This is a genomic window from Pseudanabaena sp. BC1403 (assembly GCF_002914585.1).
GTDB lineage: Bacteria > Cyanobacteriota > Cyanobacteriia > Pseudanabaenales > Pseudanabaenaceae > Pseudanabaena.
The window spans coordinates 84,911-92,666 of the sequence record NZ_PDDM01000024.1; the positions used below are offsets into that span (position 1 = coordinate 84,911).

Here is a 7,756-nt window from a genome sequence, read left to right on the forward strand (position 1 = left end):
TACTTCCTAAGCATGGAAACATAGCGTTACTGTTAGAGGATCTACAAGAAAATGTTAGTGGATTGAGACGAAATTCCAGCTAAACATCGATCAAGTAAAAACAAACTATTTTTAGACAATCTCGATTTCTGGGAAAGGAAATATAAACTTCCCACCACTTGCTAGATAATCTTTTTCGCGACGTAATATACCATCTTTGAAATGCCAAGGTAAAACCAGAAAGTAATCTGGCTGCATAGCGCGTGCTTCTGCTTCAGAAATAATTGGAATATGAGTACCAGGGGTAACTCTACCAAATTTTTCTGGATTAACTTCCGCAATAGCTGGAATATCGTCAGGAGTGATACCACAAAACTGAAGGACAACATTTCCTTTAGTCGAAGCGCCGTAACCTAATATTTTTTTACCATCAGCATTAAGATCACGGATTAAGCGTGTCAAATCTTCACGATGACGAAAAACTCTCTCTTCAAAATCTCGATAGGGTCTTGGAGTATTCAACCCCATCCGATTCTCTTGTCCCAACAGCCAATCAATCACGGGTTGGTTGGACTTAATAGAAAGATTATCTGCTTTTGTTGCAGTAACTGCAAAGCTTCCTCCATTTATGGAGTTCATAAATACATCAACCAATCTAAGACCCGACTTCTCCAAAACAGTCTTCACTACTTGAAGTGAGTAATATTCCAGATGCTCATGGCAAATTGTGTCATAAGAATTAGTACGCAGCATAGACGGCATATAACTTTGCTCAAAATGCCAAATGCCATCATCAGCAAGGATAGACTCAATTTGTTTTGCAAATTCAATCGGAGCCTCCAAGTCATAAAACATAGCTATAGAGGTTATAATCCTTGCCTTCTTTGACTCTACGGCATGGTAGTTTTGACTAGAAAAGAAATCTGGAACTAGACATATATCAGATGGATAGTATTCTAAGAATTTATTTCCTGTGGGATCAATTCCTATTTTAGTAACTCCTTCCGTCTTATATGCTTTGAGAGTAGTTGCGTCATTGCTACCAATATCGACAATAACATCACCCTTGTTAAGTGTGATAAGACGTTCAAGATAGGCTACCTTGTCTGTAAGATGATTTATCATCGATTGGTTAAGCCCCGAACGATAACCATAGTTATCTCCATACATTTCAGAAGGTTCGTAGGAATGTCGAAGTTGCAATAATCCACTATCCGAACACCAAACTAGTTCCAATGGTCCTTTTGTAACTGCTTCATCAGCATTTTTTGGGAATACTCCAGTTAGCGATTGATATCCTAAGTTAAGGACAGAAACTAAGTTTTCACTGCCACTTATTCTGCATTTAGAAATTTTGTTATAAGAACTCATAGTACCTAGTTGATAAAAATGCAATATCAGTTAATTTTTCAAACTTACAAAATAATTATAAATGAGAGTGGGACAATCTAGTTCACTATTAAAAATGAACACATTTACTAATTCACAATAGACATTGGGAAAACTTGGCATAAAGGATAGGCTGCCCTTGGATGTCTATTTTCATAAGCAAGAGAATATATCTTGCTTAATTTTGGTAATTTATCTTGAAAAGCTGGAAGATGCTTAAATCTTCGTATTAAGCGTTTAGGATCAAAACATTCAGAATTATCAAGTTGTTCTTCTTTAAAAATCTCCGCAAAATAATGGATTACACCAGGTAAGGTATGACACCTCCAACGATCTATTTCTTCAGGGTTTACACCTCGCCGTTCTGCCTCTTCATAAACCTCTGGAATTCTCTCTAAAATCCAGATTGAAGCATATTTCATCCAAGATACATTCATGTTTACCACAACTTGCGGAGTACCAATCCACACCCCTAACTCATCCATCATATTGTTTAGTACATAGTATGTAGTGGGGATACAAGTAAGCATAGTTGAAAATGGTCTACCACTGGTGTCTTGAGAATATGCTTTAATTGCATGGTCACGACGTAACACAAGTGTATAGATTGCCGTAAAAAAGTTTTCATTACGAGCACAGATCGTTTTAATGGCTCCAAACAAATCAGGCTCAGCATTAACAATAGGGGTAGCTTCTTGGAAAAATTTGTCAAAATCGCTGATAGTCCTTGCATCCTCAATCCTTGTAAAAGAGTAGTTTAGATACACTAATGGAACTTTTGGATGGGCATGAAGTTTATCCAAAATAGTTTCGATCGCATTTGGCATCAATAAATCATCATCACCCAATATCCATATATATTTACCCTTTGCATAATGAGTGGTCTGACGAAGATTGCCCAGCATTCCGACGTTATGCTTGTTTCGATAATATGAGAAATCGGAGCGATCGAGGTATGGCTGAACGACCTTTGAAGTGTGATCCGTTGATGCATTATCACAAACAAGTAATTCTATCTCTGGCATAGCATTAGGATAGAGTCTTTGCCAATTTTTTAAGCTCGTTGCTAACCATTCTGCACGATTATATGTGCTGATGCAGACAGACAGCAATGGACGTTCTGGCAAATTCATTAACTGAATACGTTCACAAAAAGATTCAGGTGATTCTTGAGACAACAAATTTTCTACAGGCTTTGCTTTAGAACTTTTCTGTGCAAGTCGAATAGCAACTTCATGGGCATAATCCTTCCACGATTTAAAGGGTCTATTTATGGATTCTTCGACAAGTGAATCATAGAGTTGCTTGTTCTCAGCTAGACTTTGAATAGCCATAGCTAAGTCTTCAACACTTCTCACATCTACCGTCAAGCATCCTCCGCCATCTGCCACTTCAGCCATAGAACCAAAGTTAGCACAAATACAAGGTTTAGCATACCAAAGGCTCTCTAAAATAGGCAGCCCGAAGCCCTCTCTGATTGAAGGATATACAGTGAATTCGCAAGACAAATGCAAGTCTCGCAAGAGAGAATCATCAGCATTTTCTTCCCATTTAATGTTGCTGTGGTTAGCAATGAATTTGCGAACTCTATCTGCCAACTGAGGTTCTATACTATGACTGCCCCCTACAATCATAAGCTCCAGTTGAATCTTCGCTCGACTAGATGCTAAGACGAAAGCCTGTAGTAACTTCTCGTGGTTCTTACGAGGTTCCACTGTCCCAACGCAAAGAATTGTTACTTTATCATTCTTTTGTTTAGAAGCTGTGTGGTAATATCGCTCACTTTCTGTAAATTCACCAGGCAAAGAAATTGCTGTAATCTTATCGCCTAAGCTTTGAGGCTTTACTAAGTACTCACCCAAGAAATTAAGTAGATCGTCTTGACTATAATAAGAGATTGGGAAAACCAGATCGTATTCATTCAATTCAAGCATATATTCATAATGTGCTTGAGCAAAATGGGCAGGGTAAATATCTCTCATAACCCATGGGATTGCATCATAAAACACCGCTGCACAGGTTAGATTAACTGAATGTGCATAACTGAGTAATATTTGCCTTTCAAAGGTTGAACGATTCAGTGGCAATTCTGCCATAAAAAACCAATTTCCAGATATCTCTAGATCGCTGGGGTCATGCCAGTCAGTCCACATATCCACTGATGGCCCATTCCATTGACTGAAGAAAAGTAAATCTTCTGAACTAACACTTGATAGTTGATTATTTGATGAGTCCCATTGAACTGGAATCAATTTAAACCCTACTTCCATCAATCCACGACTAAGTTGGCGAGAGACCCTCTGGATACCAGTATTTTTTGAGAATTTTATTGTGCTGTCAATCCAGTAGTATATTGCTCCAAGAGATTGGCATGGATCAACAGACTTATTGATTTTGTCAATTATTTTAGATGTATACTCATTCCAAGAGCGAATAGGGCGACTAATAGCTTGATTTGCTAATTCTTGTCTAAGGCTTGTATCTTCTATCAGTCTTGTCAAAGCTTGTCGCAAAGAAGTTTGATTGTGAGTGTCTACCGTGAAGCAGCCTCCATCTTCTGCAACTTCAGCCATAGAGCCAAAATTCGCACAAAGGCATGGCTTACCATACCAAAGGCTCTCTAAAATTGGCAGACCAAACCCTTCGCTAACTGACGGGAAGACTGTGAAAGCACAATTCCTATAAAGTTCATCAAGCTTTTCGTCTGAAACATGACCAAGATGGGATATCTTTACATTTGACTGCAAATAAGAATTAACAATACTTGCGACTTCGGGATGCAAATTCCCAACTAAAATTAAACGCCACTCGGTATCTGGATGATTTTTACAATATAAATCAAAGCACTGAATAAGAGAGACTTGCTTTTTCCTAGGTTCTATTGTTCCAACAGAGAGAATTAAAGACTGATTTGCTGTAAGTATTTTGACGCGATCGCAGAGTATAGACTCGCCAGAAAGAAGTACTGGTATCACCTCTGGCATGGTTATGATATCAGCAGACTCTTGATGTTTCCAATATGCAAGTAAGTCTCGTCCTGCTGATTGAGAGATTGGCCAAACTACATCTGCTAGGAGAAGCTGTTGCATATAATTCATATGCTTAACAGCCATATTTACAAACTCTGGTCTTTGCAGTGGGATAGCATCATAAAATATGAAACCGATTTTAAGATGCGTTCGTCTTGCCCACATCAGTAAGTCAAGAGTAACTGGATATTCTTGAAATGTAATGTGCGTAACTTCTGGGACGATTAACCAATGATTTTCACCATCTAATTTTTGATCAATATGTACTGGGGTCTGATTAGAAGACAAATAAATTTGTAAGTCTTCTTCTGTTAGAGCAGGTCCATTCCAATTAGCAAGATGCTTACGCTCGCTCAAGTTGATTAGCAGGGCTTGATTATTTTGACTATCCCATTTGATATAGCGTACACGCTCACCACAAAGAGACAAAGAAGTTGCTAATGCCCTAGTGACTCTCTGTACCCCAGTATTTGTTGAGCATTGAATAGTATGATCAACAAATAAATATATGATCCTTTTGCCAGTGGGTAAAGGTAGGTGTATGAGACTGGACTTATGCGAGTTAGTATATGAGCTGTCATGACTTTGGGGGGCATATACTAACTTGCGTTTGCGGCTTTTCGTGAAATATTCACTATAAAAATTAAGACTGGGCTTTATAAGCTTTCGATAGACCGATCTTGCCATATTGCGTGGATTCTTGCACCGATCCCGCAACATACGCAATTGCTTTTTTAACGCTCTTGCAATTTTGCCAATCTTTCTTAGAGGAGTAGTCATTTTCCATGAACGGCTCTGACTTAAAATTTTGGCTTGAGCTTCAAAATGATTGGCTTGAACTTCAAAATGATTGGCTTGAGCTTCAAAATGATTGGCTTGAGCTTCAAAATGATGAAGACGAGATTCTAAATCTTTTATCTGGACCTGTAAATTCTGGCTTTGGGCTTGTAAATTCTGGGCTTCGACAAGCCAATGGACGGTGGAGCTAGGTAAAAAACCATCTAAAACATTGGGTGGATAAGCAAAACAATCTTTTAGCTTCTCATAGTACTCGTTAGCTAAGTAAAAGCGATTAAGACCATCAGAATAGGTGAACTTATATTGTTTCTCCGTAATGTTAGCTTCCCAAAGTTCATAAGATGGCTTATGACTTATTGGAGACAGGGACTCAACCATTAGTATCCAAGGTCGGAACTGTTTTAAGTCTAAACCTCTCAAGACATCTAATTCAGCGCCTTCAACATCAATTTTTAGAAAGTGTATTGTGTTGGCATTGCAGTTTTTAATTATAGTGTCAAGACGAAGAACTTCTACTTCTCTCAAAACAGCATTTTTATTGTTGAAATAGTATTGGCCTGTTTCTGGATTGGATGTAGACCAACCGCGAGTAGGAACTTCATAGAAGGTTATTTGTCCTTCGTAGCTACCTGCAGCACAACACAAATTGATGTCTCGATCACGTTCTTTACACAATCTTTCATAGGATTGGAGAGATGGTTCAATATTAATACCATTCCAGCCTTGCTTATAAAATAAATAAGTAACCGAATCTTCTTGAGGATCACTAGCTCCTACATCTATATAGAATCCATTCTCAATGTTCTTAAGAGCTCTCCACAGTAATATATCTTCGTGGTTTTGGGAATAGGAAACTAACGTCATTTTTCTAGACCAATTTTATGAAATAATAGGATTGCAATCAGCTTCATTGAATCACTGCGCGGCAATAGGCATTATGTGTTGGGTCTTCTTAAACCTAACATTTCTAGATCTGTGTCTACCATTAGCTTTACTAATCCGCGAAAAGAGACTTGAGGCTGCCATCCTAATTTTTGCTTTGCCTTCGAGCAGTCTCCTAACAATAAATCAACTTCGGCAGGACGAAAATAGCGTTGATCAATCTCAACATAGTCGTCCCATTTGAGATTGACATAAGCAAAGGATTCTTCCAGAAATTCTCTTACTGAATGAGTTTCGCCAGTAGAAATCACATAGTCATCGGGCTGCTCCTGCTGCAACATCAACCACATTGCTTCTACATAGTCCTTAGCATAGCCCCAGTCACGTTTGGAATCAAGATTGCCAAGATAAAGTTTTTTTTGCTTGCCAGCCACTATGTTAGCGATCGCTCTAGTGATTTTTCTTGTAACAAACGTTTCTCCGCGCCGTGGGGACTCATGGTTAAACAAAATACCATTGCAAGCAAACAACCCATAGGACTCGCGATAATTGATAGTTTGCCAATGGGCATAGACCTTCGCACAAGCATAGGGACTACGGGGATAAAAAGGCGTTGACTCATTTTGGGGCACAGCCTGAACTAAACCATACATCTCCGAAGAACCAGCTTGATAAAAACGAATCTCATGACCATTGCGCTGCTGATAGTCACGGATTGCTTCTAGTAGCCTCAAAGTACCCATACCAACTGCATCAACGGTATATTCAGGTGAATCAAAGCTAACCCGCACATGGGACTGTGCACCAAGGTTATACACTTCATGGGGTTGAACATCCTCTAAGATACGTCCCAAAGTCGTACCATCAGTGAGATCTCCATAATGCAGAAACAACTTTGTTTCAGGCAAATGAGGATCTTGATATAGATGATCGATGCGGCCTGTATTGATAGTAGAAGAACGGCGAATAATCCCATGCACCTCATAGCCTTTAGCTAGTAATAGCTCTGATAGATAGGAGCCATCCTGTCCTGTGATGCCTGTGATCAGCGCCCGTTTTGAGTTACCCATGAATATCTTTGCGTTCTTTTTAAAGTTTTAAGGAATAGTAGTATCTAGCATACTTAAAAATTGGTCAATATTTTGGGCAATAAGTCATGAAGAAATCATTAAGCTAACATCAGACATCTTCAAGAGCTATAAAGTCAGTTACTATAAGAACTTCAGAATATACTTTGTTGTCCTTGGCTTTACTTTTTCTCAGATCTTGCACCATTCTGGAAAGGGGTTGAAAAGAGAGCAAAAGTGTGAAAAAAAGGGCGTAGTAATAAATTCAAATAACGATTATGGAAAGCATCGTTAAGTACGCCCAAGGACTAGTGTATAGCCTACTGTGTTTAATGCCAAGTGTGTATCAGAAAGCAAGTCTGAATGCAATACTAGGACTATTTCTTGAAGCACAAGGACATCCCAATCTAGAACATACAGAGGTAAAATCAGCCAGTGCATTAAGCCGATTTCTGAATCACTATAACTGGTCAACGAGAGCAGTAATTCGGTCAACACGGCAGGCTATTTTGGGACAAATCGCCAAGTATTAGACGACAATTAACTTGACCAGTCGCGACAACTAACTTGTCTGGTTGAGAGAAGAGAGAAAAAACGAAAGCACTAATTGTC

Annotated in this window: 4 protein-coding genes; 1 reads left to right on the top strand and 3 read right to left on the bottom strand. The window is 38.8% G+C overall.

The window, feature by feature from the left end:
• Positions 1 to 111 precede the first annotated feature (111 nt).
• The 3 genes from CQ839_RS19175 to gmd all read right to left on the bottom strand — a co-directional run bounded on the left by CQ839_RS19175 (position 112) and on the right by gmd (position 7,147).
• Complete coding sequence (locus CQ839_RS19175; protein WP_103669904.1) at positions 112 to 1,350, bottom strand: class I SAM-dependent methyltransferase; 1,239 nt, start codon at positions 1,348 to 1,350, stop codon at positions 112 to 114.
• Positions 1,351 to 1,457: 107 nt separating this feature from the next.
• The gene (locus CQ839_RS19180) at positions 1,458 to 6,059 is read right to left on the bottom strand and encodes an FkbM family methyltransferase (RefSeq protein WP_103669905.1); all 4,602 of its coding nucleotides are present in this window, start codon (positions 6,057 to 6,059) and stop codon (positions 1,458 to 1,460) included.
• A gap of 71 nt (positions 6,060 to 6,130) precedes the next feature.
• Positions 6,131 to 7,147, bottom strand: coding sequence for a GDP-mannose 4,6-dehydratase (gmd, locus tag CQ839_RS19185; protein WP_103669906.1), 1,017 nt, complete (start codon positions 7,145 to 7,147; stop codon positions 6,131 to 6,133).
• A gap of 275 nt (positions 7,148 to 7,422) precedes the next feature.
• Here gmd and CQ839_RS19190 point away from each other — a divergent pair, with 275 nt between their 5' ends.
• Entirely contained in the window at positions 7,423 to 7,677 is a 255-nt protein-coding gene (locus CQ839_RS19190; RefSeq protein ID WP_103669907.1) for a hypothetical protein, read from the top strand.
• Positions 7,678 to 7,756: the final 79 nt, after the last annotated feature.

Excerpts from the sequence above, each read along its gene's own strand:
- CQ839_RS19175 (WP_103669904.1), bottom strand. The coding sequence starts at position 1,350 with ATGAGTTCTTATAACAAAATTTCTAAATGCAGAATAAGTGGCAGTGAA.
- CQ839_RS19180 (WP_103669905.1), bottom strand. The coding sequence starts at position 6,059 with ATGACGTTAGTTTCCTATTCCCAAAACCACGAAGATATATTACTGTGG.
- gmd (WP_103669906.1), bottom strand. The coding sequence starts at position 7,147 with ATGGGTAACTCAAAACGGGCGCTGATCACAGGCATCACAGGACAGGAT.
- CQ839_RS19190 (WP_103669907.1), top strand. The coding sequence starts at position 7,423 with ATGGAAAGCATCGTTAAGTACGCCCAAGGACTAGTGTATAGCCTACTG.